The sequence below is a fragment of the Microbacterium sp. Root322 genome (assembly GCF_001425645.1).
Lineage (GTDB): Bacteria > Actinomycetota > Actinomycetes > Actinomycetales > Microbacteriaceae > Microbacterium > Microbacterium maritypicum.
The window spans coordinates 713351-738289 of sequence record NZ_LMCS01000002.1; the positions used below are offsets into that span (position 1 = coordinate 713351).

Annotated in this window: 26 protein-coding genes and 1 pseudogene; 10 read left to right on the top strand and 17 right to left on the bottom strand. The window is 68.7% G+C overall.

From position 1 onward, the window contains the following. Nucleotides 1-9: 9 nt before the first annotated feature. Both ASC55_RS08310 and ASC55_RS08315 read left to right on the top strand, forming a co-directional pair. The gene (locus ASC55_RS08310) at nt 10-1407 is read left to right on the top strand and encodes an MFS transporter (protein ID WP_055874340.1); all 1398 of its coding nucleotides are present in this window, start codon (nt 10-12) and stop codon (nt 1405-1407) included. Nucleotides 1408-1409: 2 nt separating this feature from the next. Next, nucleotides 1410-2240: an endo alpha-1,4 polygalactosaminidase gene (locus tag ASC55_RS08315; protein WP_055874343.1), complete on the top strand. Its 831-nt coding sequence runs from the start codon at nt 1410-1412 to the stop codon at nt 2238-2240. A gap of 13 nt (nt 2241-2253) precedes the next feature. Here ASC55_RS08315 and ASC55_RS08320 read toward each other — a convergent pair whose 3' ends face one another. After that, nucleotides 2254-3105, bottom strand: a complete 852-nt coding sequence (locus tag ASC55_RS08320; protein WP_055874345.1) for a phytanoyl-CoA dioxygenase family protein — start codon at nt 3103-3105, stop codon at nt 2254-2256. A 47-nt stretch (nt 3106-3152) separates the two neighbouring features. After that, nucleotides 3153-4046: a helix-turn-helix domain-containing protein gene (locus ASC55_RS08325; protein ID WP_055874348.1), complete on the bottom strand. Its 894-nt coding sequence runs from the start codon at nt 4044-4046 to the stop codon at nt 3153-3155. A gap of 154 nt (nt 4047-4200) precedes the next feature. Between ASC55_RS08325 and ASC55_RS08330 the strand changes: the two genes are divergently transcribed. After that, nucleotides 4201-5244, top strand: coding sequence for an iron-containing redox enzyme family protein (locus ASC55_RS08330; protein WP_055865841.1), 1044 nt, complete (start codon nt 4201-4203; stop codon nt 5242-5244). Then, a complete protein-coding gene (locus ASC55_RS08335; RefSeq protein ID WP_055865842.1) occupies nt 5241-5447 on the top strand; it encodes a CDGSH iron-sulfur domain-containing protein in 207 nt (68 codons plus the stop codon). Before ASC55_RS08330 ends, ASC55_RS08335 begins: the two co-directional genes overlap by 4 nt. A 14-nt stretch (nt 5448-5461) precedes the next feature. Here ASC55_RS08335 and ASC55_RS08340 read toward each other — a convergent pair whose 3' ends face one another. The 4 genes from ASC55_RS08340 to ASC55_RS08355 all read right to left on the bottom strand — a co-directional run bounded on the left by ASC55_RS08340 (nt 5462) and on the right by ASC55_RS08355 (nt 9487). Continuing rightward, nucleotides 5462-6274, bottom strand: a complete 813-nt coding sequence (locus tag ASC55_RS08340) for an ABC transporter permease (protein ID WP_055874351.1) — start codon at nt 6272-6274, stop codon at nt 5462-5464. A gap of 7 nt (nt 6275-6281) precedes the next feature. Then, nucleotides 6282-7109: an ABC transporter permease gene (locus tag ASC55_RS08345; RefSeq protein ID WP_017829335.1), complete on the bottom strand. Its 828-nt coding sequence runs from the start codon at nt 7107-7109 to the stop codon at nt 6282-6284. Nucleotides 7110-7186: 77 nt separating this feature from the next. After that, nucleotides 7187-8371 carry an extracellular solute-binding protein gene (locus tag ASC55_RS08350; protein WP_055865850.1) on the bottom strand — a complete coding sequence of 395 codons (1185 nt, stop codon included), beginning with the start codon at nt 8369-8371 and terminating at the stop codon, nt 7187-7189. Between the two features lie 48 nt (nt 8372-8419). Continuing rightward, nucleotides 8420-9487, bottom strand: a complete 1068-nt coding sequence (locus ASC55_RS08355; RefSeq protein WP_055865853.1) for an ABC transporter ATP-binding protein — start codon at nt 9485-9487, stop codon at nt 8420-8422. A gap of 117 nt (nt 9488-9604) precedes the next feature. Here ASC55_RS08355 and ASC55_RS08360 point away from each other — a divergent pair, with 117 nt between their 5' ends. From ASC55_RS08360 to ASC55_RS08375, 4 genes are read left to right on the top strand one after another with little or no spacing between them, the layout of a single operon-like run. Further along, on the top strand, nt 9605-10408 hold the full coding sequence (locus ASC55_RS08360) for a FadR/GntR family transcriptional regulator (protein ID WP_055874353.1): 804 nt from the start codon (nt 9605-9607) through the stop codon (nt 10406-10408). 37 nt (nt 10409-10445) lie between these two features. After that, nucleotides 10446-11153: a cache domain-containing protein gene (locus ASC55_RS08365; protein WP_055874356.1), complete on the top strand. Its 708-nt coding sequence runs from the start codon at nt 10446-10448 to the stop codon at nt 11151-11153. Nucleotides 11154-11191: 38 nt separating this feature from the next. Beyond that, nucleotides 11192-11977 (top strand): DNA/RNA non-specific endonuclease, encoded by a 786-nt coding sequence (locus tag ASC55_RS08370; RefSeq protein ID WP_055874360.1) that lies wholly within the window; start codon nt 11192-11194, stop codon nt 11975-11977. Nucleotides 11978-12033: 56 nt separating this feature from the next. Next, nucleotides 12034-12717, top strand: coding sequence for a helix-turn-helix domain-containing protein (locus ASC55_RS08375; protein WP_055874363.1), 684 nt, complete (start codon nt 12034-12036; stop codon nt 12715-12717). Here ASC55_RS08375 and ASC55_RS08380 read toward each other — a convergent pair. The 5 genes from ASC55_RS08380 to ASC55_RS08400 form a co-directional block, all read right to left on the bottom strand. Beyond that, a complete protein-coding gene (locus tag ASC55_RS08380; protein WP_055874366.1) occupies nt 12693-13091 on the bottom strand; it encodes a VOC family protein in 399 nt (132 codons plus the stop codon). The two genes, ASC55_RS08375 and ASC55_RS08380, sit on opposite strands and share 25 nt — an antisense overlap. Before the next feature lie 67 nt (nt 13092-13158). After that, the gene (locus ASC55_RS08385; RefSeq protein ID WP_055874369.1) at nt 13159-14247 is read right to left on the bottom strand and encodes an alkene reductase; all 1089 of its coding nucleotides are present in this window, start codon (nt 14245-14247) and stop codon (nt 13159-13161) included. A 65-nt stretch (nt 14248-14312) separates the two neighbouring features. After that, nucleotides 14313-14807, bottom strand: a complete 495-nt coding sequence (locus ASC55_RS08390) for a MarR family winged helix-turn-helix transcriptional regulator (protein ID WP_017829344.1) — start codon at nt 14805-14807, stop codon at nt 14313-14315. Between the two features lie 54 nt (nt 14808-14861). Continuing rightward, a complete protein-coding gene (locus ASC55_RS08395) occupies nt 14862-15350 on the bottom strand; it encodes a MarR family winged helix-turn-helix transcriptional regulator (RefSeq protein WP_055874372.1) in 489 nt (162 codons plus the stop codon). Next, nucleotides 15319-17046 (bottom strand): DHA2 family efflux MFS transporter permease subunit, encoded by a 1728-nt coding sequence (locus tag ASC55_RS08400; protein WP_082524276.1) that lies wholly within the window; start codon nt 17044-17046, stop codon nt 15319-15321. Before ASC55_RS08400 ends, ASC55_RS08395 begins: the two co-directional genes overlap by 32 nt. Nucleotides 17047-17167: 121 nt before the next feature. Here ASC55_RS08400 and ASC55_RS08405 point away from each other — a divergent pair, with 121 nt between their 5' ends. Then, complete coding sequence (locus ASC55_RS08405; RefSeq protein ID WP_055874374.1) at nt 17168-18064, top strand: alpha/beta fold hydrolase; 897 nt, start codon at nt 17168-17170, stop codon at nt 18062-18064. A gap of 13 nt (nt 18065-18077) precedes the next feature. On the opposite strand, the gene ASC55_RS08410 is transcribed toward ASC55_RS08405, so the two are convergent. Beyond that, the gene (locus ASC55_RS08410) at nt 18078-18839 is read right to left on the bottom strand and encodes a glycosyltransferase family 2 protein (RefSeq protein WP_055874377.1); all 762 of its coding nucleotides are present in this window, start codon (nt 18837-18839) and stop codon (nt 18078-18080) included. Nucleotides 18840-18993: 154 nt separating this feature from the next. Between ASC55_RS08410 and ASC55_RS17290 the strand changes: the two are divergent. Continuing rightward, nucleotides 18994-19288, top strand: a pseudogene (locus ASC55_RS17290) (integrase core domain-containing protein); the annotation flags it as partial. Here the strand turns inward: ASC55_RS17290 and trpS are convergent. The 5 genes from trpS to ASC55_RS08435 all read right to left on the bottom strand — a co-directional run bounded on the left by trpS (nt 19285) and on the right by ASC55_RS08435 (nt 24886). Further along, entirely contained in the window at nt 19285-20325 is a 1041-nt protein-coding gene (gene trpS / locus ASC55_RS08415; RefSeq protein WP_055874380.1) for a tryptophan--tRNA ligase, read from the bottom strand. The pseudogene ASC55_RS17290 and the gene trpS sit on opposite strands and share 4 nt — an antisense overlap. Nucleotides 20326-20486: 161 nt before the next feature. Then, nucleotides 20487-21788 (bottom strand): aspartate--tRNA(Asn) ligase, encoded by a 1302-nt coding sequence (gene aspS, locus ASC55_RS08420; RefSeq protein ID WP_055874383.1) that lies wholly within the window; start codon nt 21786-21788, stop codon nt 20487-20489. A gap of 214 nt (nt 21789-22002) precedes the next feature. Further along, nucleotides 22003-22860, bottom strand: coding sequence for a hypothetical protein (locus ASC55_RS08425; protein WP_055874386.1), 858 nt, complete (start codon nt 22858-22860; stop codon nt 22003-22005). A gap of 28 nt (nt 22861-22888) precedes the next feature. After that, a complete protein-coding gene (locus ASC55_RS08430) occupies nt 22889-23269 on the bottom strand; it encodes a hypothetical protein (protein ID WP_055874389.1) in 381 nt (126 codons plus the stop codon). Between the two features lie 117 nt (nt 23270-23386). Continuing rightward, nucleotides 23387-24886, bottom strand: coding sequence for an arylsulfatase (locus tag ASC55_RS08435; RefSeq protein ID WP_055874392.1), 1500 nt, complete (start codon nt 24884-24886; stop codon nt 23387-23389). Between the last annotated feature and the right edge of the window lie 53 nt (nt 24887-24939).

The window sequence follows — 24939 nt, forward strand, 5'->3', positions numbered from 1 at the left end:
TGTCGGCCTGTGGCATCCTTCGCTCCGCTCCAGCGGCTCGTCATCTCCATCGCGGTGCTCGCGTCATTCGTGACCTTCCTCGACGGCACGGTCGTGAACGTCGCGCTACCCGCGATCAGTCGTGAGCTCGGCGGCGGCATCACCACCCAGCAGTGGGTCGTCGACGCGTATCTCATCACTCTGAGCGCTCTGATCCTGCTCGCCGGTTCGGTGTCGGACGCCTACGGCCGTGTGCTCGTAATGCGGATCGGACTGATCGCCTTCGGCGTCGCCTCCATCGCGGTCGCCGCAGCGTTCGATCCGCTCACACTGATCATCGCCCGCGCCGCCCAGGGAGCCGCGGGGGCGCTGCTGGTGCCCAGCTCGCTCGCCCTGATCACCGCCACGATGCGCGCCGACGTGCAGTCGCGGGCCATCGGAGTCTGGACCGCCTTCACCACCGGTGCGCAACTGGTCGGTCCGCTGCTGGGCGGGCTCTTCGTCGACTACCTCTCCTGGCGCTTCGTGTTCCTCATCAACGTCATCCCGATCGGGATCACGCTCCTGCTGCTCTCCCGCCTGCGTCTGCCCGAGCATCCCCGCGGCATCACCGTCGACTGGTGGAGCGGGGCGCTGTGCGCGATCGGTCTCGGCGCCGTGGTCTTCGCGCTCATCGAGCAGCCGAACCTGGGATGGCAGTCGCCCGCGATCTGGATCCCCGCGGTGGCCGGCGCCGCCCTGTTCGCGCTGTTCCTGTGGCGCCAGCAGCACTCCGCGTCGCCCCTCATGCCGCTGTGGCTGTTCCGCGTGCGCGACTTCGGCTGGGGCAACCTCGCCACGTTCTTCGTGTACGCCGCACTGTCGCTCAACGGCTTCGTGGTCGGCGTCTACCTGCAGCAGGGCGCGGGGCTCAGCGCGACTGCCGCAGGCCTGGCGAGCCTCCCCATGACGATCCTGATGATCCTCGTCAGCTCGCGCGCAGGTCAGTGGGCGGGCCGATGGGGACCGCGTATCTTCATGACGGTCGGGCCGCTGCTCATGGCCGTCGGCGCCCTGATGCTGCTTCTCGTCTCCACCGACTTCGACTACTGGTGGCAGGTGCTGCCGGCCATGATCGTGATGGGTCTCGGACTCTCCCTCACGGTCGCCCCGCTGACGGCCGCGATCCTCGGGGCGATCGATGAGAACCACTCGGGCATCGCCTCGGCCGTGAACAACGCCGTCTCCCGCGTCGCCGGTCTGCTCGTCGTGGCCATGCTGTCGACCATCGTCGGCGGCACGCTCGACCTCGACGGCTTCCACAACGCCGCGTGGTTCACGGCGATGCTGCTCGTGATCGGCGGCGTGGTCTCGTGGATCGGCATCCGTCGTAATCCGGCCGCGCCGGCGCCGGTCGACGCGGCGGCGACCGGACCCGCCCCGCATTGACCGTGTCGAATCGAAGACTCGTTCGTGGGGGGCGCGCGGTCCTGATCGGCGTCGTGGCGCTCGTCCTCACGGCGTGTTCCGCAGCATCGACGACCCTTCCGTCGCCCGCCATCGCCCTCCCGCCCTCCGGCGCCGTGCCCGACTACCAGCTCGGTGGCGCCTACGACCCTTCGCCAGAGGTCGGCATCGTGGGGCGCGACCGGGGCGCGGAGCCCGCACCCGGCGTGTACTCGATCTGCTACGTCAACGGCTTCCAGACGCAGCCCGGTGAACTCGATGCCTGGCCCCGCGAGCTGCTGCTGCAGCGCGACGGCGAGGTGGTCTTCGATCCGGATTGGCCCGATGAGGCACTCATCGACACCTCGAGTGCGGCGCACCGGGAGAAGATCGCCGACACGGTGATCCCCTGGATCGAGGGCTGCGCGGATGCCGGCTTCGACGCGGTCGAGTTCGACAATCTCGACTCGTACTCGCGGTCGGGTAGTTCCCTCTCGCTCGATGACAACCTGGCCCTGGCCGCGCTGCTCGTCGATGCCGCGCACGCCGTGGGGCTCGCCGCCGGCCAGAAGAACGCCGCAGAGGATGCGGCGCTGCTCCACGAGCGGGCCGGTTTCGACTTCGCGGTCACCGAGGAGTGCGCGGCCTATGAAGAGTGCGGCGCCTACACCGCGGTCTACGCCGACCATGTGATCGACATCGAGTACACCGACGAGCTTCCGCGCCCCTTCGCCGAGATGTGCGCCGACGACAGGTCTCCGGATTCCATGGTGCTCCGCGACCGTGACCTCGTCACTCCCGACGACGACGCCTACGCGTTCGAGACCTGCGACTGAGCGGCACTTCTCCTCACAGACCGTCATCCTCGTGCCAGTGCTCCTGCCAGCGCCAGTCGATCGGCTCGGATGCCCGCTGATAGCGGATGTCGGTGGAGAGGCGGATGCGCCCCTGCGGATCGACGTTGTCGGTGCTGGCGTGCACGATGTAGGAGGAGTGCACCATCACGTCGCCCGCGCGATAGTCCGCCATCAGCCAGCGGGCGTCGCGCGCGTCGGCGAGCGCGGGGAGGTCGGCCGTGATCGACGCGGCGGGGCGCCTGTCGCCGCGCGCGCGTTCTTCGGCGAGCGCCCAGTGATGACTGCCTTCGAGGTAGGTGAGGCCGCCCTGCTCGACGGGGCAGTCTCCCAGGGGGATCCACATCGAGAGCACGCGCTCGCTGCCCTCGCGCAGATAGACGAGGTCGTAGTGGGCCTGCGTGGCCGTGCCGATCCCCGACTCGCCGGGACGGATGTGGCGGATGATCTTGCGCCGGTGCAGATGCACGTCGTCGCCCAGGAACCACTCGAACCATCCGCGGATGTCGGGGTGTGCGGTCAGCGCCGCGTACCGCTCACCGGTAACGATGTCGTCGAATAGGACCGCGCGGATCTTCGCCCTGTCGATCGCTCCCTGCGCTCCGACGCCGACGGCGGGATCGGAGCCCGGCTCCACGATCCCGGTGTCCGCCATCGCGGTGAAGTAGTGCTCGCGGAACGCGGTGACGAGCTGCGGATCGAGCTGCTGCGGCAGGAACAGGTAGCCGTCCCTGCGCAGGCGGCTCCACAGCGCCTGCTTGTCGGTGCGGATGGCGTCCGGCACGGGCTCGATCCACCCGAGCCGAGACGGCGAGTCGTCGAGCGTGTATCCGTTGGAGGTGAACATGATTCCAGGATCGGCTAGACCTGGACTTCCGTCCATGGACTTTCTCGTCAGATCATTGGATTTTCCGGGACGCTCTCGGCACGACTTGGATGATTCTCGTCAATATGCTCTCGGGATTGCTGTCGCCGGAACGCCGAGGGCGCAGCTCCTGTGCGGCGGTGGAAGATGCGGGAGAAGTAGGCAGCGTCGTCGTAGCCGACCTGCGCGGCGATCTGACCGACATCGAGAGCCGTCTCCGCCAGGAGCGACTGCGCCCGCGCGATGCGCACCTCGATGACGAAGTCGTTCACGGTGAGCCCGGTCGCGGCCCGCACGAGCACCCCCAGCTCGCGGGTGGAGAGCCCGACCGCAGCCGCGCGCGCGGCGACCGAGAGGGTGCGGGTGGCGTCGCGGCTGACGAGGTCGATGACGCTCGCGCCGTCCGTCGTCCCCTCCACCGGATCGGCGGCATCGAGGATGGCGAGCAAAAGCCGCTGGGTCGCGACGGAGGCGGCGATCTCCGCTCGCGGACCCACCGCACCCACGGCCTCTCGCAGCTGATCGAAGATCTCGTCCGCGTCGTCCACCGGACGCGCGAGCGCCTGCACCGGGCGATGGTGTCCTCCCAGCCCGCTCGCCTCGAACGCCGCGAACGACTCGCCCTCGAACAACACCCAGTGCTCGGACCATCCCCGGGCGTCGGAGCCGTACCCGTGGAGCGTTCCGGGGGTCAGCCAGATCACCGCCGGCCCCAGGACCGGCACCTTCCGGCCGTGCGGTTCGTACTCCTCGTATTCCCCGTGCCCCTCGGAGATGTAGACCAGGCCGCGGGTCGGAAGCGACCGACGACGAAACGGCGGCTGGGGACCCGACTGCTCCCCCGCACCGTGGCACGAGATCAGCAGTCGCCGCATCGCATGTCGCGGTGCGGCGTAGTGGGACCAGGAGGACGGCTGCGTCATCGACGTCAGCCTATCTCCGCGCCCGCCGCCGACTCCGACGCCGAGACGGGCACCCGCGCGCATGCCCCGCGCGGCGCGGCCCGTCAAGTCCCTGGCCGGATCTGCTCCTCGACCGCAGGATACGGATGTGCGCATCGATTGGGAACCCCGACACATGACCTCATCCGCCCCGGCATCCACCCCGCCTCTCGCGTTCTCCGACAGAGGGGCGCTGAGCCGCGCCGTGATCGCGCACCTCACCGGATCCGGCGAGGGATGCGGCCACGCGGCACTCGCCGAGGAGGCCGTCGCGGCGAGCGCCGACATCGCCCGCGACGACGACATCCAGCTGGCACTGTTCGTGCTCTACGCCTCCGCGTACGGGTCACTCCCGCAGCTCGACCCCGATCTGGAATGGGACCCCGCGCTTGTGACCACCCGGCGCATCCTCGAGGCGGCGTTCGAGCGCGAACTGCGTGCCGGCGTGCCGATGCCGAGCCTGCCGGAGCCGACCGTCGATGCCGTCGGTCGGTCGCTCTTCGCTCTCGCGGAGGCCGACACGGGGCCGAGCCTTTCCCGGTACTTCGTCAAGAAGGCCACCGCGACGCAGGCGCAGGAGATGCTCATCCAGCGCTCGGCATACACGCTGCGCGAGGCGGACCCGCACTCCTGGGCTATCCCCCGACTGGACGGACGCGCCAAGGCCGCGCTCGTCGAGATCCAGTCCGACGAATACGGCGGTGGCCGTCCGCACCGTGTGCACGCTGCGCTCTTCGCGCGCGCCATGCGGGCGGCAGGTCTCGATGACACCTACGGTGCGTACGTCGACGACCTGCCCGCCGTCACTCTCGCCTCTCTCAACATGATGTCGATGTTCGGCCTCAACCGCCGCCTGGTGGGTTCGATCGTCGGCCACCTCGCCGCTTACGAGATGACCTCGTCGATCCCGTGCCGTCTGTATGCCGACGGCCTGCGTCGTCTGGGCTTCGGCTCCGATGTCTCGGACTACTTCGACGAGCACGTCGAGGCCGACGCGGTGCACGAGCAGATCGCCGCGCGAGACCTCGCCGGCAGCCTCGCCGAGGATCACCCCGAGCTGCTGCCCGACATCATGTTCGGTGCCGCCGCGTGCCTGACCGTCGACGGCTGGGGAGGCGCGCACATCCTGGACGCCTGGTCCACGGGCACTTCCTCGCTTCGCACGCGGATGCCGTCATGAGCGCCGGCCACGACCGCCCGACGATCACGCCGTACCCGGACGGCCCGTTGCTCGTGCGCGGCGACGTGGAGCTGCAGACGACCGAGGGCGAGCCGATCGCACCCCACCGCCGCACGGTGGCCCTGTGCCGATGCGGACTCTCCGCCCTCAAGCCGTTCTGCGACGGCACCCACAAGGCGACGGGTTTCCGCACCGACGACTGAGCGGTGTCCCTGCGTCAGTCGCGCTCGTCGACCTCCTTCCCCAGCCGTTGCGAGATCCACACCGGGAGGAAGGAGGCGACGATGACGACCGTCGCGACCACGTTGACCACGTTCGCCTCGTTGGGCCTGGCCATCTGGTTCATGATCCACAGAGGCAGGGTGTCGACGCCCGGCGGGGCGGTGAAGATCGTGACGTAGACCTCGTCGAAGCTGAGCGCGAAGGCGAGGATGGCCCCCGCGATCAGCGCACTGCGGAACTGCGGGAGCGTGACGAGCCGGAACGTCTGCCACGGACTCGCGCCGAGGTCCTGCGAGGCCTCCTCGATGCTCGGGTTCATCCGCCGAAGCCGCGCGAGCACGTTGTTGAAGACCATGACGATGCAGAAGGTGCCGTGCGCGATGATCATGCCGTAGAAGCCGACCTGTATGCCGATCGGCTCCAGCAGCTGGTTGTAGGTGTTGTTCAGGGCGACGCCGGTGACGATGCCGGGGAGAGCGATCGGCAGCACCACCAGGAGGTTCACGGCGCGCTGTCCGAAGAACGAGTACCGCTGCAGCGCGAAGGCCACGAGGGTGCCGAGGATGACGGCGATCACGGTCGCCCCGGATGCGACGAGTACCGAGTTCAGGAGTGCGGCGCGCACAGGCTCGCTGGTGAACGCCTTGCCCCACCATTCGAGGGAGAACCCGCTCACCGGCCAGCTGACGATACGCGCGGAGTTGAAGGAGTTGAGCACGACCAGCGCGAGCGGGATGTACATGAACGCGAGGACGATCGCGACGATGACCCCGAGGACGATCTTGGAGGTGCGGGACAGTCTCAGCATGCGCGACTCACATCCTTTCCAGTGCGCCGGTGCGCTGCACGCTCACCAGGTAGATGACGACGAACGCGATGGGGACCAGCGAGTACGCGGCCGCCAGCGGGGGGTTCAGGTTGATGTTCGATGCGATCACGCTGCCGATCATCTGGGTGTCTCCGCCGACGAACCGGGCGACCAGATAGTCGCCGAGGCTCAGGGAGAACGTGAAGACGGAGCCGGCGATGAGGGCCGGCTTGATGATCGGCAGCACCACCGATGCGATCGTCCGCCACGACCCGGCGCCGAGGTCGGCGGAGGCGTCGAAGAGGTTCGGCGGCACCTGGCGGATCGCGGTGTACACCGGCACGGCCATGTACGGCAGCCACAGGTAGGTCAGGGTGAGCACGACGGTGAGCACGCTGAAACCCGGTCCGGAGAGACCGAACGGCGCCAGCAACCAGTTCGCGAACCCCTGCTCGGTGAACGTGATCCGCATCGCGAGGACCTTCACCAGGTACCCGGCCCACAGCGGCAGGGTGATCGACACGGCCAACAGCGCCCGCAGCCACGGCGATGCGACCTTGGCCATGAAGATGCCGAGGGGCACCGAGATGAGGATGGCGAGCACCGTCACGGCGAGGGCGATGCCCAGCGTGCGCATCGACGTCGACAGATAGGCGGGGTTGACGAAGAGCTGCTCGAAGTTGCGCAGCGTGAACCCCGGCTTCACCTTGGAAGTGAAGGGGTCGGTGATCCAGAAGGCGGTCACGAGGAGCATGACCAGCGAGAAGATGTAGATCCCGATGAGCCAGGTCATCGGAAGGGCCAGGAGCCCGGCGATCCGGAGGCGGCGCTTCATGTCGATCCCGTTCGTGGTTGCGGAAGATGCGGGAGGGTGAGGGGGCGGGTCGGCAGGACCCACCCCCTCGATGCGGCTCAGCCCTTGACCGAGAGCCAGGCGTCCGTCCACTGCTGGAAGTTGGTGCAGGTGACGTCGGTGCGGCCGTCGATGCACTGCTCGATCGGCGTCGTCCAGAACCAGACCTTCTTGAAGTACTCCTCATCCGTGGCGTTGAAGTAGTCGCAGTGCGCCTTCGCCTCCTCGCTGGTGTCGCAGAAGGCGGCGTTGGCCGGGGCCATGCCGAAGTTCATCGCGATCGCGCCGTTCACCTCCGGCGAGGACGAGTAGTCCATCCACGCATACGCGCAGTTCGGGCTCTTCGACTCGGCGGCCAGCATCCAGGCGTCCGACCAGCCGGTCGAGCCCTCCTCGGGCAGCACGCTCTTGAACCTGTCGTCCTCCGTGAGCTTGCGCAGCACCTCCCATGAGGTGCCGAGCACCGTGGTGCCGCCCGCGAACGACGTGATCTGCGCGGCGGGGTCGGACCAGTACTCCGACACGATCTCGTTCTGCTGCTTGAGCAGCTCGACGGCGGCCTTCAGCTGCTTCTCGTCGAGCGCGTACGGGTTGGTGATGCCGAGGTCGGGCTCGTGCGCCATGAGGTACACCGCGGCGTCGGCGATGTAGATCGGGGCGTCGTAGGCGATGACCTTACCCGCGTAGGGGCTGTCCTTCTCCCATGCGACATCCCAACTGGTGGGCTCCTCGGTGACGACGTCGCTGTTGTACTGCAGGATGTTCGCGCCGCGGCCGATCGGGATGCCGTAGGACTTGCCGTTGATGGTGTCGTAGATCTGGCCCTTCATGCCCTCGACGATGTCGTCGCCGAAGTTCGGGATGAGCTCGAGGTTGAGCGGCTGCACGTCGCCGCCCGCGATCAGGCGCAGACTCGCGTCGCCCGAGGCGGAGACCAGGTCGTAGTCGCCGGTGCGCATGAGCTGCACCATCTCATCGCTGGTTCCGGCGACGCGGCGGTTCACCACGCATCCGGTCTCGGCGGTGAACGCGTCGCTCCACGCCGGCTCGACGAATCCGCTCCAGGCGACGATGTTCACCTCGCCCTCGTAGTCGCCGAGTTCCTCCTGCATGGCGATGTCGGGAACGTCGATCTGGAGTTCGCCGGAGCCCTCGGATGCCGTCTCGCCTCCGGTGGCGCAGCCGGAGAGGGCGAGGACGGCGACGGCCGCCATCGCCGTGGTGGCCAGGATCTTCTTACGCATGGATCGCTCCTTTGTGATCAGTGCTGGGGGTGGGGATGTTGCGGTGTTTCAGGGAAGCCGTGCCGCGTGGCCGGGAGACCAAGCGGCACGGACGTGGTGTCCTCGAGCGAGATCGTCATCGGCACCGTGTCGGGTGTTGGGGCGTTCGGCGATCAGGTCGATCCCGGCATCGGTCGCGACCAGGTAGCGGGTGGCCGGGCCGGTGTAGACGATTTCGCTGATCGTCCCGTCGAGAGCGACCTCGCCCGCGGCGAGCGTGCCCTCACGATCGATCAGCCGCATCCGCTCCGGACGCACGCTCATGGTTCGGCGGTCGCCGGTGAGGCGCTCGGCGAGGTCTCCGCCGATGAGGTTCGAGAGCCCGAGGAAGCGCGCGACGAACTCGGTCTGCGGGCGCTCGTAGACGTCGCGCGCGGTGCCGATCTGCTCGATCCGACCGCCGTTGAACACCGCGACCCGGTCGCTCAGTGTGAGCGCCTCCTCCTGGTCGTGGGTGACGAAGATGAAGGTGATGCCGACCTCGCGCTGGATCTGCTTGAGCTCGATCTGCATCTGCTCGCGGAGCTGCTTGTCGAGCGCGCCGAGCGGCTCGTCGAGCAGCAGCACCTGCGGACGCAGGATGAGCGCGCGGGCCAGGGCTATGCGTTGACGCTGGCCGCCGGAGAGCTGGTGCGGCAGGCGATCGGCCACGTGGTCGAGTCGCACCTGCTCCAGCGAGGTCTGCACCCGGGCGGCGCGGGCGGCTTTCCCCTCACCGCGGACGCGGAGACCGTAGCCGACGTTGTCGGCGATGGTGAGGTGGGGGAAGAGTGCGTAGTCCTGGAACACCGTGTTCACCGGACGTGCGTGCGGCGGCGTCCGTGTCACGTCCACGCCGGAGAGGCGGATGCTGCCACCGGTGACGTCCTCGAAGCCGGCGATCATGCGCAGCACCGTCGTCTTGCCCGAGCCCGAGGGCCCGAGCATCGACAGGAACTCCCCCGAGGCGACCTCGAGGTCGAGGTCGCGGACGGCGGTGAACTCGCCGAAGGATTTCGTGACGCTGCTCAGTGTCACCGTCCCGTCCGGGCGGGTGGCCTCGGGGGCTGCGGGTGCTGCGGGGGCCGTGGCGATCATCTCGCGCTCCTCGGATCGTCGTCGAACGGGGAAGATTCACCAAAACATATAAACCCAGAGGTAATATGTCAACAGGAACTTCTTGGGTATCGTGATCACGGAAGGGAGAATCGCAGGATGGCATCGAGCTCGACGACGCACCCGACGCACGCCTCCGCTGAGCGCTCCCTGGAACTCGAGCACGAACCCGAGCACGAGCAGCCGCACCGTCTTCAGGGCGCGCTGTTCCAGCCCATCGGCGATGAGGGACGGGCGGAGCTCGTCGAGCGCCGCCTCGTCGACGCCATCACCCGCGGACACCTCCGCGCCGGCGAGCGCCTCCCGTCGGAAGCCGATCTCAGCAAGAGTCTCGGCGTCGCTCCCGTGACCGTGCGCGAAGCACTCCTGGCTCTCCGCGGACGCGGCCTGGTCGTCACCCGCCGTGGGCGCAACGGGGGCAGCTTCGTCGCCGCGCACGCGGATCCCCTCACCTTCGCCAGAGAGGCCGTGCGCCGCACATCGCGCCTGGCCCTGCGCGACCTCGGCGCCCACTACGCCGCCATCACCGGAGCCTGCGTGCGCCTCGCGGCGCGACGCGCCGACCCCAGCGAGACGCAGCGGGTGCGTCGCCGGCTGGAGCGGATCGAGGAGCTCGACCCGGAAGCGCAGCGCCGTCTGCTCGACGACGTGCAGATCGAGATCGTCGCGTTGAGCCAGTCGGCGCGCCTCACCCGCGAGCAGATGAAGCTGCAGGCAGAGCTCTCGCCCTTCCTGCGTCTCGTCGCGCACGAGACAGAGAACCTTCGGCGCCAGGGAGCCCACCTGGCCGCCGTCATCGACGCCGTGGAGGCCGGGGATCCCGATGCCGCCGGGGCGAGGACCGAGCTCATGGCCGCCGAGACCATCGACGCGCTGATCCGGCTCCAGGCAGCGACCGGGTAGATCAGAGGACCAGCATCGACGTGCACAGGAGGACGCGATGAACACAGCAACCGACACCGCCATCCAGGCAGCAGCCGCGATCGTGGAGGACTACTTCACGGCGCCCGTGCGCACCCTGCTCGACTGGGTGGACCCGTTCGCCGCGGAGGTCTTCGACGCCAGGGCAGCCGGGCCGCTCACGCGCTCGAGGATCGACGCGCTCGTGGAACCGCATGCATTGAGGACACTCGACCTCCCCGGCGTCCCGGTCTACGGCGCGGGCTTCATCGCCGCGATCGACCTCCTCTCCGATGCCCACAGCCATCTCGCGTGGTGGCAGGGTGAGGACCGCCGGCAGCTCGTGCTCGCCTCGCAGTCGCTGAACAAGGAGAACATCGACTACAGCGCCCTGGAGTGGTTCCGCGTGCCGATGGCCACCGGCGAACCGCACGTCGCCGGACCCTACGTCGACTACCTCTGCAGCGACGAGTACACGATCACGATCGCCGTCCCCGCCGAGGTCGACGGCCGTCGCATCGGCGTCGCCGGCCTCGATCTGCTCGTGTCGTCCGTCGAACAGGATCTGACGCACCGCTTCGCCGCCCTGGGGTGCGAGGTCACCCTGACCAACGGCGTCGGCCGCGTCGTGGTCTCGACCGATCCCCGCTGGGCGACCGGCGACTCGGTCCGCGGCAGCGGACTCGCCGACCTGCCGCGCGTGGCGTGCGCTGGCGTGGCCCTCGACGTCATCGTCGATCCGCGCTGACAGGTGCAGGCGTCGGAGGCACCGTGCACGATGGGATCATGACCGACGGCTACGACGTGGACTTCCTCGGCACGCGACTCCCCCTCCCTCTCCCCGCCCAGACCGTGCGCACACTCCCGTATCCCCGGTTCACGGTGCTGCTCGACCCCGAGCGGCGGCTCGCCGCGGTGACGGCCGTGAACATCGACGGCGCCACGCTGCAGAACCTGCCGCGCACCGGCGACTGGCGACTCGACGAGCGCCTTCCGCCCGATGAGCAGGCGGGGCCCGAGGTGTACGCCCGCAACGACCTCGATCGCGGGCACCTCGTGCGTCGACGCGACCCGGGGTGGGGAGCGGTCGCGACCGCGCGCGCGGCGAGCGAGGCGACGTTCTTCTATCCCAACGCCGCACCGCAGGCCGCCGGCTTCAACCAGTCGAAGCAGCTCTGGCTCGGCCTCGAAGACCACGTGCTCGCCTACGCCGAGACCACCGAGCAGCGCGTGTCGGTGTTCACCGCCCCGGTCCTCGCCGAGAACGACCCGAGCTACCGCGGCATCCGCGTGCCGCTCCGGTTCTGGAAGATCGCGGCCTGGCACGGCCACGACGGCCTTGCCGCAGCCGGCTTCGTGCTCGATCAGTCCGCCCTGGTCGACACACGGGAGGGGACGCTCGACGTCGCACCGCTCGGCGGCTTCCGCACGTTCCAGGTGCCGATCGCCGACATCGCGGCGCTGACCGGCATCGACCTCGCCGCGATGATCGCGGCCGACGTGCTCGTGCGGCCGGGCGCCCGCGAGACCGCATGGCGGGCCCTCGACTCGGCGGGCGACATCGTGCTCTGATGCCGGTCGCCCACCCCTGAGACCACGCCTGAGACCACGCCTGAGACAATGACGTGATGTACTCCGAGACGCACCTGCCCCACGGAGCAGCGCTGTGGCGCTCCCGTGGCAGCGCGGGTGGGGGTCCCATCCCTGCAGACGGCTGCGTGGACCTGATCCTGCGTGACGGTCGCGTCTCGGTGGCCGGTCCCTCCACGCGATGGATCACGGCGGGTGGCGATGGGGCTGGCGACTCGTTCGGGTTCCGGTTGCCCCCTGGGCGCGCCGGCCACCTGCTCGGCCTCGACCTCGAGGAGATCGCCGACCAGCTCGTCCCTCTCGAAGACCTCACCTCCCACGGGCGTGCCGAGCGCCTGCGTGCGGCGATGGCGCCGTTCGCCGACGGCGCGCACTCCACGGGCGCGCTGTCCTCACTCGCGGTGCAGGCCTCGGAATCGAGCCGCTGGTCCGCCGCCGTGCACCGCTCGGCAGCGGCTGCCGAGCCGGCCGGCCGTGCCGCCGCGGGATACGGGACCTCGGAGCGCTCCTTCCGGAGGCGGATGCTCTCGACCTTCGGCTACGGATACGCCACGCTCGTGCGCCTCGAGCGCTCCCGCCGCGCACAGGCGCTGCTGCGACGAGGAGCACCCCTCGTCGCAGCCGCCGCCGAAGCCGGTTTCGCCGACCAGCCGCATCTCTCGCGCGAGTTCCGACGGCTGGTCGGCGTCAGTCCCGGTCAGTTCGCGGCGAGCTCCGCATAGAGGTCGACCGAGTTCCCGTCGGGATCGAGAAGCGTCGCGTAGCGCTGACCCCAGTGCGCGTCCCAGGGCTCGACGTGCGCCGTGTATCCGGCGCTCACGAGAGCGGCGAACGCGGCATCGACCTCCGCCGCCGTCCCCTTGTCGAAGGCGAGGGCGATGCGATGCCCACCGGTCGCCGGCACGAAGCCGGGGTCGAAACCACGGATCGTCTCGATCGTGTCCCAGGCGAGGGTCACGCCGTCATCGAGCTTGGCGTCTACGTGCGCAGCGTCGTCCTGGCCCTGCGCGATGTCGACGCCCAGGGCGCGGTAGAAGGCGAGGGAGGCCGCCATGTCGTGGGTCACGATGCCGATGAAGCCGAGTTTCAATGTCATGCCTCCACGCTACGACCGGTTCACGGACGCGGTCGTGAACAGAACGGCCACGCTGTCCTGCGCGACCTCAGACTCCGGCGCGCACCGACTCCAGCGACGGGTAGTCGCTGTATCCCTCCGCCGTCCGGCCGTAGAACAGCTCTGGCCGCGGCTCGTTGAGCTCCGCCCCCTGGATCCAGCGCTCGACCAGGTCGGGGTTGGCGATCACGGGTCGGCCGACGGCTACGGCATCCGCCCATCCGTCGGCGACGAGAGACTCGGCCTCATCCTTGGTGGTGTCGGTCGCGAAACCGGTGTTGACGATCAGAGGCGCGCCGCCTGTGCGGCGGATGTGCTGCACGAGCTCACCGGCAGGGTGCGCGTTGAGCACGTCGATGAAGGCGAGACCGAGCGGCGCGAGCCCTTCGGCGACGGCGGTGTAGGTGGCGAGGACATCCGCGTCGTCCTCCTCCAGCACGCCCTGGATGTTGTGCTGCGGCGAGAGACGGATGCCGGTGCGGTCGGCGCCGACCGCCGCGGCGACGGCCGCGGTGACCTCGATCGCGAAGCGGGCGCGGTTCTCGGGCGACCCGCCGTAGCGGTCGTCACGGATGTTCGACACCGGAGACAGGAACTCGTGCACGAGATAGCCGTTCGCACCGTGCACCTCGACGCCGTCGAACCCGGCCGCGATCGCGTTGCGCGCCGCCTGGGCGAACTGCTCGATCACCTCGGGGATCTCGTCGAGGGTGAGCGCGTGTGCGACGGGGAGGTCTGCCTTCCCCTCGGGCGTGCGCGTCTGTCCGGGCGCGGCGAGCGCGCTGGGTGCGACGACCCGCGGCTCCCCCGAGATCGCGGGGTGACCCACACGGCCGCCGTGCATGAGCTGCATGACGATCGTTCCGCCCGCATCGTGGACCGCCGCGGTGATCGGCTTCCACCCCTCGATCTGCGCGGGTGTCACGATGCCCGGCTGTCCGGGATACGACTTGCCCTCGACCGCCGGCCACGTGCCCTCGGAGATGATGAGTCCCTGCCCGGCACGCTGGCGGTAGTACTCCGCCATGGTGGTGGTCGGAACACCGTCGTCGTCGGCACGGGTGCGGGTGAGAGGCGCCATCACGACGCGGTTGGACAGCTGCAGGGCGCCGAAGACGGCCGGTTCGTAAAGACTCACAGAGGGAGGTAAGGCGCGAGCGGTGCGCCGTATTCCCGCGGCTACTTCCGCCCGGTCGGTTCCTGTCAGCCGCCGAGGCCGGCGAGCAGGTCGGCGAAGTGGTCGAGGTCGGCGGCGGTCCAGTTGCGCAGCCTCTCACCGATGCGACCCTCATAGCGCGAGCGGGCGAGAGCCACCCGCTCCTGGGCGAGTTCTGTGGCCACGAGCACGCGGGCCCTGCGGTCCTCGGGGTCGGGCACGCTCTCGACGAGTCCCAGCTGCTCGAGCTGTCGCACCTGGCGGCTCACCGCCGACTTGTCGGTCTGCAGCCGTTCGATGATCGCGCCGGCCGAGGTCGCCTTGCCCGTCGCGATGGAGGTCAGCACCTGGTAGCCGAGCGGCTGCAGGTCGGGGTGCACGGTGGCCGCGGCTTCCCGCCAGCCGATGCGGATCCGCGCGAAGAGCCGTCCGAGTTCCTGCTCCACTCTGGTGACGGCCTGATCGAGGTCGTCGTCTCCCAGGCGGCCCGGCGCTGACGCGGATGCGGGGGTCTCGGAAGGGGCGTCGGAGGAGGCGCTCATGATCGCCAGTGTACGGCGAAGCCCCGCTGTCGATCGGGACAGCGGGGCTTCGAGTCACACCTCGGCGAGCAGCCGGAAGGCCTTGGAGGCCGCCCTGATCTCCTCGGGCGTCAGCTCGTCGATCACGGCCTGGAGACGGGAGCCGTAGTCGCGGCGCACCTCGGCGAGTGCGCTGCAGGCCGAGGCCGTCGCGCTCAGCACGCGGAGCCGCCCGTCGCGCTCATCGGGGCGGGACTCGAGAAGCCCCAGCTCCTCGAGCATCCGCACCTGACGACTGATCACCGACTTGTCCATCTCGAACCGCTCGGCGAGCTCATGCGCGTTCGCGGTGCCCGCCCGATCGATGAACGTGAGCAGCTTGTAGCCGCCCACCTGAAGCTCCGGATGGACCCGGGCGGCGGATTCCCTCCACAGCGACCGGGTCCTCGCGAAGATGAGGTTCAGGTGCGCCTGGAGGTCGCCGAGAGCACTGTCGACATCCGACGGCGCGACCGCTGCCGAGGCCACGACCTCAGCGCTCCCCGTCCCGGTCTTCGCGTTCACGGTCTTCGCGCTCGAGAACGCGGACCGAACCGGTCGTGGGCCCGCTGCTCGCGCCCTGAATCCGGATGGATCCGGTGGAGAGCGAGGCTCCGACCTCGGCCTCGGAGACCTCGATCACCGACTCCTCGGCCTGCTCGAGCATCTGCTCGGCGGCGTTCTTCGTCGACAGCGGCTTGTTCTTGATGAACGCGATGGCGATGATGGCGATCACGGCGAGCGGAATCGCGATGATGAAGGAGTCCGCGATGCCGTGACCGTAGGCGCTCTCGACGATCGCGCGGATCGTATCGGGCAGCTGACCGACCTTCGGGACATCGCCGGAGGCGAGGTGCTCGAGCGCGTCGATCTCGGCCGGCGTGGAGGGCACGAAGCCGTCGAGGGCGTCGGTGATGTAGTTCGCGACGCTGGTCGACAGCAGCGAACCCATCACGGTGACGCCGATGGTGCCGGCGATCGTGCGGAAGAAGTTGACGTTCGACGAGGCGGCACCCAGCTGCTGCGGCGCGGTGTCGTTCTGCACGATGAGCGTGAGGTTCTGCATGACCATGCCGAGGCCGGCGCCGAGCACGAACATGTACACGGCCACGAGCGGGAACGGGGTGTCGTAGCGCAGGGTTGCCATCAGGCTGACGCCGATCGTCGTGAGGATCGAGCCCGTGACCATCCAGCCCTTCCACTTGCCGAAGCGACTTACGAGCTGGCCGATGATGATCGACGCCCCCATCTGGCCGATGATCATCGGGATGGTCATGAGGCCCGACTCGGTGGGCGTGGCGCCACGGGCGAGCTGGAAGTACTGCGCGAGGAACACCGACGTGGCGAACATCGAGACACCGATGGCGATCGAAGCGATGACCGACAGGGTGAAGGTGCGGTTTCGGAACAGCGACATCGGCACGATCGGTTCCTTGACGAAGAACTCGACCGTGATGAACGCGGCGATCGCGACGCCGGCGGTGACCACGAGCATGATGCTCGTCGAGGAGTCCCAGTCGAACTGGTTGCCGCCCATGGAGACCCAGATGAGCAGGGTCGAGACGCCGACGGCGAGGAGCACGATGCCGAAGTAGTCGATCGAGACCTTGGTGTCGCGCTGGGGCTTGGGCAGGTGCAGCGTGAACTGCAGCAGCACGAGGGCGAGGATCGCGAAGGGCACGCCGACGAAGAAGTTGGAGCGCCAGCCCCATACGTCGGTGAGGAGTCCTCCGAGCAGAGGGCCGCCGATGGTGCCCAGGGCCATGATCCCGCCGACGACGCCCATGTACTTGCCGCGCTCACGCGGGGAGATGATGAGGGCCACGGCGATCATGACGAGCGACATCAGGCCGCCGACGCCGATGCCCTGGACGACGCGCACAGCGATGAGCATGTTCGTGTCGGTCGAGAAGCCGGCGATCACGGTGCCGACCGTGAAGAGGATGAGGGAGATCTGGACCAGGACCTTGCGGTCGACCAGGTCGGCGAGCTTGCCCCAGATCGGGGTGGAGACGGCGGTGGCCAGAAGGCTCGCGGTGATGACCCAGGTGTACTGGGACTGCGTGCCGCCGAGGTCGGCGATGATGACCGGCATCGAGGTCGACACGACCGTGCCCGAGAGCACGGCGACGAACATGCCGACGACGAGACCGGAGATCGCGGTGAAGACCTCGCGGGCCGAACGGGTCGTCTCAGGGGGTGCGGATGGGGTGTCTGTCACGGGGTGGCGCTCCTGCGTAGAAAGTTGATCGAGGTCAACCATACGCCTTTAGTTGCCAAAGTGCAACTAAAGGCGAGACACTCCCGATGTGCTTCTGCACGAGGGAGCCGAGGGGTAGCTTGTGAGCGTGTCGACAGATTCGAGGAGCGAGCGGGCATCCCGCACCCCGGCCTCCCTCGACGCGGCCATCGGCGACATCGACTGGACGACGCCTCCCCCCGGGTCGGTGCGGTCGCGGTTCTCCGCCCCGAGCGGTGAGCTGTCCGTGATCTCGATCGGCGACCCGGGACATCCGCGGGTGGTACTGGTGCCGGGGGCGACGGGGTCCAAGGAGGACTTCGCTCTGATCCTGCCGCTGCTGGCGGAGGCCGGCTACCTCGTGCAGTCGTTCGACCTCGCTGGGCAGTACGAGTCGCACGCCGCCGGTGCGAACTCCGCCTACACCTACGAGCTGTTCATCGGCGACCTGGTCGCATTCCTCGAAGCGGGCACACCCGCACATCTGCTGGGGTATTCGTTCGCCGGCACGGTTGCTCAGCTGGTCGCCGTCCACCGCCGGGACCTCGTGCTCTCCCTCGCGCTGCTCACCACACCTCCGGGGTCCGGCAACGTGTTCGCGAGCATGAAGTGGCTGGGTCCCCTCGCCCCGATCGCGAGCCCACGGCGCGGAGCCGGCCTCATGATCTGGGGGATCGTGACGAACAAGAACCGGGTCCCACCCCGACGGTTGGAGTTCGTGCGCTCACGGTTCGCGCTCACGAGCAGGCGCAGCGTCGACGAGATCGTCGGCCTCATGATGATCGCGCCCGATGTGCGCAGCCGCGTGCGGGAGCTGCCCGTGCCCAAGCTCGTCGTCGCCGGGTCGCATGATCTGTGGCCCCTCGCCGCCCACGAGCGGTACGCCCGCGACATCGACGCCGAGTTCCGCTCGTATGCGACCGGCCACAGCCCGAGCGAGACCACCCCGCATCAGCTCGCCGCCGACCTGCTCGATCTCTACGCGCGGGCTCGCGACTGAGCCACCGACGGCGTCACCGGCCGACCGAAGAGCGCTCGGCCTCGCGGCGAGCCTGGCGCCGCCGGTGCAGAGGCTCTTCCGACAGGTGCAGCCGCACGGTGGGCACCACATAGCTCAACCGCCGTCGGAGCGACGCCCAGTCCTGGAACGGCCGCGCCGAGACCTCGACCACGAGGCCCCGATCGCGCAGCACCGTCATCCCCGGCCGCACGTGGAACGACAGGTCGAAGTCGTCGTGGATGTTCTGCTCCTCGCGGTGCACCTCCCCGCTCAGCATCCGCCAGGCGGCGGCGCGCATCGCCATGTTCGATCCGTAGAGGGGCGCATGCCCGAGAAGCGGACCCATCGCGGCGTACATGCCGCCGATGTAGAGGTGCGCCCCCATCCAGTGCACCAGGGGCGTCGCACCGTAGAAGCGCGGCTCCCCCGTGACGAAGTCGACGCCGCCGCGGGTGCGGAACGTCCGCTCGATCCGCGCGATCCAATCCGGCCCCGGGCGGGAATCGGCGTCGAGCCGGGCGATGATGTCGCCCGTCGCCGCGTCGTAGCCGGCCGCCGATGCGCGAGGAATCCCCCAGATCGGCTCGCTCACGACCCGTGCGCCGAACCGCTCGGCGACGGCGGCCGTGTCATCGCTGCTGCCGTTGTCGACGATCACGATCTCGTCGGCCTTCCGGGTCTGCCGGGCGAGGGCGCTCAGACACACCTCCAGCAGGCGGGCATCGTCGCGCACCGGGATGACGACGGAGACGGAACGCGGGAACTCGGTCGTCATCGTTCTCCTCCCCTGCACGGCTCGGCACTCAGACACAGTCTCCACCGTGGACGACCTCGCCGGGCGATTGAGCGAGGATGGTCGCGGATGTCCGGGGACGTTGTTGCGTGAATGGCTCGTGACTGCTGAGGGGTGAAAGCCTCCGGGTGCGACAGTGCTCTCCGACAACGGCTCCGCCTACAAGTCCCACGCCTGGGCCGACGCCTGCACCATGCTCAACATCCGCCCCCAGAAGACCCACCCCTACCACCCACAGACGAACGGGAAGATCGAGCGGTTCCCGCACCCTCGCCGACGGCTGGGCCTACGCCCGCTTCTACGAATCCGAGACCGAGCGACGAGCAGCACTACCCACCTGGATGCACTTCTACAATCATCACAGGCACCACTCCGCCATCGGAGACCCACCCATCAGCAGACTCAACAACCTGCCTGGACATCACAACTAGTACACGGTCCCCATCGCCTCGCGCACCTCGTCGAGGGTTGCGTCTGCGATCGCCCGGGCGTGCTCGTTGCCTCGACGAAGCACGCTGCGCACGATCTCGCCGTCTGCAGCGAAGCCTCGACGCCGCTCCCGCAGGGGTGCCAGGAAGTCGTTCACAGCCGTCGCAGTGTTCTTCTTCAGTTCGCCGCTGCCGCCGTCACCGATGTCGTCCGCCAGCTCCTCCGGCGCGACGTCGAGGCACAGCGCGGTCGTCGACAGCAGCGCCGAGACGCCCGGCCGATGCTCCGGATCGAACGTGATCCGCCGATCCTGATCCGTTCGGGCACGGCGGATCGCGGCGACGGTCTCGTCCGCCGTCATCGACAGGGCGATCGCGTTGCCGTAGCTCTTCGACATCTTCCGGCCGTCGAGCCCCGGCACCTCCGGGGCCGCGGTGATCAGCGCATCCGGAACGGGGAAGATCGGGCCGTAGCGCTCGTTGAACCGTCGGGCGATCACCCGCGTCATCTCCACGTGCGGCAGATTGTCCTTTCCCACCGGCACCAGGTTGCCCTTGCAGAACAGGATGTCGGCGGCCTGATGCACCGGATAGGTCAGCAGCAACCCGCTCAGCGCACGCCCCGAGGCCTCGAGCTCCGCCTTGACCGTGGGGTTGCGGTGCAGCTCGGCCTCGGTGACGAGACTGAGGAACGGCAGCAGCAACTGGTTCAGCGCAGGGACCGACGAGTGCGTGAAGACCGTCGTCCGCTCCGGGTCGATCCCGGCTGCAAGGTAGTCGAGAACGGCCCCGTGCACGTTGTCGCGCACGTGCGCCGTCGTATCCCGGTCGGTGATGACCTGGTAGTCGGCGAGCACGAGGAACGTCTCGACCCCCGCCTCCTGCAGCCGCACCCGCTCCCGGATGGTCCCGAAATAGTGCCCGAGGTGAAGCGCCCCGGTCGGGCGCTCGCCCGTGAGCACACGGAACCTCTCCGGGTGCCGGGCCACGGCGTCGGCGACCTCCGTCGATCGCTGCGCGGTCGCGGTGAACGAATCCATCTGTCTCTCCCTGAATCGGGAGCCGCACGGAGTTCTCGGGTGCTGTCACGAACTGCCGTGCAGCCCGTGAACATGCTTCAACCGGCTGCTATCGCAGCCACCACCATGCGGAGCGGTTGAAGTTCATGCCACAGATGCTATCGCGCACCGCGACCGCGGGCTCACGGGGTGAGCCGGTGCAGGTCGCGCGGGAAGAGCGTCACCTCCCGGATGTTCGACGCCTCGATGAGTCGCGACACCCAGCGCTCCAGACCGATCGCGAAACCTCCGTGCGGCGGCATGCCGTGCGCGAAGGCCGAGAGGTACGAAGCGTACGCGTGGGGCGACTCGCCCCGCGCCTCGATGGCGGCGACGTAGTCGGAGTACCGATGCCGTCGCTGCCCACCGGTCACGAGCTCGAGGCCGCGGAAGATCAGGTCGAAGCTGTTGCTCCACCGCGGGTCGTCCGGCTGCGGGTGCGTGTAGAAGGGCCGCTTGCGCATCGGGTACCCCTCGACCGCGATCACGTCGCTGCCGTACCGCTGCTGGGCCCACTCGCCGAGGGCGCGCTCGTGCGCCGGTGCCAGGTCGGGCTCGTCATCCGGGGCTCCAACCCGCCGCAGCGCGTCCTGGAAGTGGATCACCGGGATCTCGTCGGGGATCGCGGGAAGCGCGAGGCCGAGGCGCGCGACCGCGTCCCCGCTCTCGGTGCGGATGCTCTCGATCATGCCGAGCAGCACCCGGTGCAGCAGCGCGAGCACATCGCGGTGGTCGCGGATGAAGCCGAGCTCGGCGTCGAGGGAGACGTACTCGGCGAGATGACGCACCGTGTCGTGCGGTTCCGCGCGGAACACGGGGCCCGTCTCATAGACGCGCTCGAAAACGCCGACGAGCTGCTGCTTGAAGAACTGCGGACTCTGCGCGAGGTAGGCGGTCGTGCCGAAGTAGTCGACCGGGAACACGTTCGCTCCCGACTCCGTCACGGAGTCGACGAGCTTCGGCGTCTGGATCTCGGTGAATCCCTCGGCGTCGAGCGTGCGACGGAATCCGCGCAGGCTCGCCGCAGCCAGCTCCCACTTCGCACGCTGAGCGGGATGCCGCCAGGTCACCGCCGCATGATCGAGCACCGTGGGAAGCGCGGCGTCGAGGGTGGGCCGCCACAGCTCGACCACCGGGGTGCGCGCGGGCTCCGAGAGCAGGGTGATCTCGGGTGCTGTCACCTCGATGCCACCGGGGGCGTGCGCGTTCGCGGTCGCGGTGCCTTCGATGCGCACGACCGTCTCCTCACCGGGCAGACCGACGGTCGGGAGCTGCTCGGGGCGGAACACGATCTGCGCGAGTCCTGTGCGGTCGCGCAGGATCAGGAACGAGACGGTGGCGAGTTCCCTGCGCCGGTGCACGTGTCCCATGAGGGTGATCCGTGCGCCAGGGGGCGTGTCGGGAAGCTGAGTGGCGAGAGTGCGAGCGGGGTCGGTCGGCGACATGATTCCTCCAGGTGGCGAAAGCCCTGGAGGTGCGGGCGGGGGCTAGATCGCGGTGCCACCACACCTTCGCCGATCGCTCATCGGCCTCTCGTCGATACGCCGGACGCGCGAGCCGCCACCTGCCCCGGAGGGCCGGGGGTCGTCACTCCCCCGCAGCTGCTGCGGCCATCGTAACATCGCGCTGGACCGCTCCCGCGGCGGGCGTTTCGCTCGCCTACTCGCTGTCGAGGAAGACCCCGACCCGTTCGCCGTCGTACACGAACTGCAGTGCGGTCGCTGCGGGGAAGCGCTCGCTCAGCTCCTTGGGGACATTGCTGTCGAAAGGCACCTCGACGGTCGCGGGGAACGTGCCGACGGCGCAACCCGTGTATACGGGTCCGTCGTAGCTCCATCCGTTGGAGGAGTCGAACTCCTCCGCCTTCGGGATCTGGTCGGCCCTGGCGACGGTGAAGCACTCGCTTCCGATACCCCCGCCGCCGTATCCACCCGTGGTCTCCACCAGAGCCAAGCCGTAGAAGTCGAACACAGCGGAGCTCGGGCCTGCTCCCATCCACCCCGCCGGGACCTTGAGTGTCGATGTCGCGTCGAGTGTGGTGATCTGCGGAGCCCCCGAAGACGAGGCGACGGGGGTGACCTTCACGAGTGCGAAGGTGACGGCCGCCGACATCACGGCCGCCGCCACGATCGCGACCACCCACAGGATCCTGGTCGTGCGCACCGTGAACCAGGCCGCCAGCTTCTCGGCTGGTTCCTGTTTCGGCGCGAGCGGATCCGTCGCATCGACGGCGGCATCGGCGAACATGTCGAGTTCGTCCTTCTCCGCTTCCTGCGCGCTCTGCTCCGGCCGCGCATCCCTTCGAAGGGGCTCGGGTGGTCGAATCGGCTCGGGCTGCCGCACGGGCTCGATCTCCGACGCGGAGGCGTCGGCATCACCGGTGGATGCCCTCGGCTTCGTCATCGCCTCCAGCTGCTGGAGGCGATGCAGGGCGGCAGGATCGCTCTCGATGTCCGCCGTCGGACCATAGGCGCGGGCCCGGAGGGCGCGAAGCTCTTCATCAGCCGCAGTGCTCATCTCCGGCATCGTCTCACAGGCCGCCGGGTCAGCCGCAGAAGGCCGAGGCCGAGTCCTTGAGCTGCTCGATCGCCTCGACCGTCTCCGGGGCCTGCAGGTCTGTCATGCCGCCGATCTGGGTGGCGCCGGAGCGGATGAGGTCGCCCAGCTGTCCGTCGACGTTCGCCGCGAGCCCCTCGAGCGATGCGACGAGCTCGTCGCGCGCCGCGTCGGCCTGCTCGGCCGAGATCTCGCCCTGGTCGAGCAGCGCCTGGTACTGCCCGTAGGCGTCGTCGATCGTCGTGCACGTCGCCTGGACGTCGACCCCGATCGCGTCGCCCGCCATCTGCGTGACCTGCGAGCAGCCGGAGAGGAGTCCGGCAGTGAGGCCGGCGGCGAGGACGAGAGGAAGGACCACGATTCGGCGCATGGCCTGAGGGTAGCGGCTCCACCTGACGGCCTCCTGCGGCCGATATCACCGGGGATGAACGGCGCGCCGAAACGCGCGACCTCGGGCGGGAACATGACGATCGGCGCGGCTCGTGGGTCAGGAGCTGCCGGCCGTCGCATCCAGCTTCGCCATCACCTGGTTGATCGTGAACGACGCCGACTCCTGCCGCGCGGGGAACTCCACGAGACTCTGCAGCATCCGCGCGACATACGCCTGCGCCGGCACGAACAGGAAGATGTGGTCGAGCACCCAGTCCCAGTAGGTGTTCGACGTGATGTCGGCCCGCTCGTAGGGGTCTGTGCGGAGGTTGAACAGCTTCGGGAAGCGCAGCTCGATGTAGGGCTCCTGCCAGACGAGCAGGGTGCCGGCGGCGCGCTGCTCGAGGAACACCACCTTCCAGTTCTCGAACCGCAGCGCGGTGAGGTCGCCGTCGTCCGACACGTAGAAGAAGTGGCGACGCGGGCTCTGTTCGACGGCACCCGTGATGTAGTCCAGCTGGTTGTTCCCGTCGAGGTGCACTCTGAAATCCGTGCCGTGCAGCTCGGTGCCTTCCTTCAGACGCTCGGCGATGTCCGCGTCTCCGGCCGCGGCCAGCAGCGTGATGAACCAGTCGTTGTGGCTGACGATCCCGTTGAGCGTCGTCCCCGCCGGAATGCGCCCCGGCCAGCGGACCATCGCGGGCACGCGGTAGGCGCCCTCCCAATTGGAGTTCTTCTCGTTGCGGAACGGCGTCATCCCGGCGTCGGGCCAGCTGTTCATGTGCGGGCCGTTGTCGGTGGAGTACATGACGATCGTGTTCTCGGCCAGCCCGAGCTCGTCGATCAGGTCGAGCAGACTTCCCACGATGTCATCGTGGTCGAGCATCGTGTCGTGGTAGTCCGACTGCCAGCGTCCGGCGCGCCCCTTGCTCTCTTCCTTGGTGTGGGTGCGGAAATGCATGTGCGTCGAGTTGAACCAGACGAAGAAGGGGGTGTCGTCCTGCGCCTGGGTGCGGATGAAGCCCGCGGCCGCATCGCGGAACTCCTCGTCGACCGTCTCCATCCGCTTCTTCGTCAACGGTCCGGTGTCTTCGATGCGCTGGGTGCCGTCGGCGTTCGCCCAGGAGTGGAGCACGCCGCGGGGACGGAACTTCTCACTGAAGCCGGGGAACTCCTCATCGGTCGGGTAGTCGGGGTGCTCGGGCTCCTCCTCGGCGTTGAGGTGATAGAGGTTGCCGAAGAACTCGTCGAAGCCATGAGCGGTCGGCAGGTGCTCGTCGCGGTCGCCGAGGTGGTTCTTCCCGAACTGTCCGGTGGCGTAGCCGTGGTGCTTGAGGGCGTCGGCGATCGTGGGGTCCTCCGGCTGAAGACCCAGTCTCGCGCCGGGCATCCCCACCTTCGTGAGTCCAGTGCGGTACGGGTTCTGCCCGGTGATGAAGGCCGCGCGCCCTGCGGTGCAGCTCTGCTCGCCGTAGTAGTCGGTGAACTTCACGCCCTCGTCGGCGATCCGATCGATGTTCGGCGTGCGGTAGCCCATCAGGCCGTCGGAGTACGTGCTCAGGTTGCTGATGCCGATGTCATCGCCCCAGATGATGAGGATGTTGGGCTTGTCCGCCATGACGACTCCTTGCTCGACCCGCGAAACGGGGGCGATCGCCCTCCGTCGAAGCC